This is a genomic window from Streptomyces sp. NPDC050743 (assembly GCF_044456925.1).
Classification (GTDB): Bacteria; Actinomycetota; Actinomycetes; order Streptomycetales; family Streptomycetaceae; genus Streptomyces.
The window spans coordinates 1-1,552 of sequence record NZ_JBITGJ010000323.1; the positions used below are offsets into that span (position 1 = coordinate 1).

At 67.8% G+C, this 1,552-nt stretch carries 1 protein-coding gene; it reads right to left on the reverse strand.

All coding sequences use genetic code 11. The features are described 5' to 3' along the window. Positions 1–57: 57 nt before the first annotated feature. Complete coding sequence (locus ACIBJF_RS53370) at positions 58–1,299, reverse strand: IS110 family transposase (protein ID WP_399185110.1); 1,242 nt, start codon at positions 1,297–1,299, stop codon at positions 58–60. Positions 1,300–1,552: the final 253 nt, after the last annotated feature.

Below are 1,552 nucleotides of genomic sequence, written 5' to 3' on the forward strand. Positions count from 1 at the left end.
GCCGCCGGCTCCGGTGGCGGCCTGGTCCGAAAAATAGAACCGGTCAGGGTGGCCCCCTCAGGCTCCGATGGGTTCGAAGCGGACGGTGAGTCCGAGGGCGTTGGCCTGTCGGGTGAGGCGTCGCAGGGTGCGTTCGGGGTCGTGGCGGGTGTAGTAGTCGCCGCCGAGGTCGTGGAATGGGGTGTTGGTGGTGAGGATGTGCCAGACGGCGGTCAGGAGTGAGTGTTCGAGGGCGACCAGGGCCTTCTTCTTGCCGAGGCGGGGCATCAGCCGCATGTAGCGGGCGCCGAGGTAGGTGTGTTCCCGGGTGCGGGAGGCTGCCATGGCGGCGGTGCCCAGAGCTGCATTAAGCCATCGGTTGCCGTGGCGTCTGCGCCCGGATTTGCGCTTGCCCGCGGATTCGTGGTGGCCCGGACAGACGCCGGCCCAGGAGGCGAGGTGGCCGGCGGTGCGGAAGCGGGCCATGTCGCCGCCGGTCTCCGCGATGATCACTTCTGCGGTGACTCTGCCGACGCCGGGGATGGTCTCGAGTAGTTCAAGCTGTCGGGCAAAAGGGAGCATCTCCTCCTCGATCCGAACCGACAACTGGTTGATAGTGGCCCGCAGCTGGTCGATGCGGTCCAGGTGGAGACGGCACAGGAAGGCGTGATGCGCGCCGAAGTTGCCTTCCAGCGCCTCCACCAGCTCGGGGATCTTGGGGCGCATGCGGGCCTTGGCCATCTGGGCCAGGACACGGCTGTCGCGTTCGCCGGCGATGAGGGCTTCCAGCATGGCCCGGCCGGAAACCCCGAGGATGTCGGTGGCCACGCTGGAGAGTTTGATCCCCGCGTCCTCGAGTTCCTTCTCGAGCCTCTGTGCCTCGCGGCTCAGCTCGGTGGCCAGGGTGGTGCGGTAGCGGGTGAGGTCACGCAGATGCCGGATGGGCTCGGGCGGCACGAACGAGGCCTGCAGCAGACCGCACTCACCCAGCTGGCACAGCCAGGCCGCGTCCGCGACGTCCGTCTTGCGCCCGGGCAGGCCCTTGGCGTGCGCGGCGTTCACCAGGATCACGTTCAGGCAGTCTTCGAGCAGGTAGAACGCGCCACGCCAGTAGTCCCCGGTGGCTTCCATCACGACCAGGGTGACCTTCTCGGCGACCAGCCAGTCCCGCAGCTCCAACAAGGCGTTCGTCGTGGTGGCGAAGGTCCGGATCTCCTGCCGCCGCGATCGCCGTCCGCTCGGATTCGGTGCGCGGACGCACGCCTTGAGGTCCTTCTTGCCGATGTCCAGCGCGGCACAGCGCTGGTGCAACACGTCCATGCAGCCCCTCCCAGGCGGTGTCTACCAGGCACGCACCGTCCGGAGGAACCACAGGGCTGAAGAGTCTGGTCCGCGTGCTGCCGCAACAATTGACGGTCCCTGCAAGCAGTCCCCGACGCCATACTGAACCTCGAGCTCACAAGCATCACGGATACGCCGGCGTCCCGGACGGAGCGCGCCCACATTTTCCCGCCTCCACGGCGGCCAGCGCAGCGGCCTGGACTACTGAGCCGTAAATCCCCGCTCAGCCCTG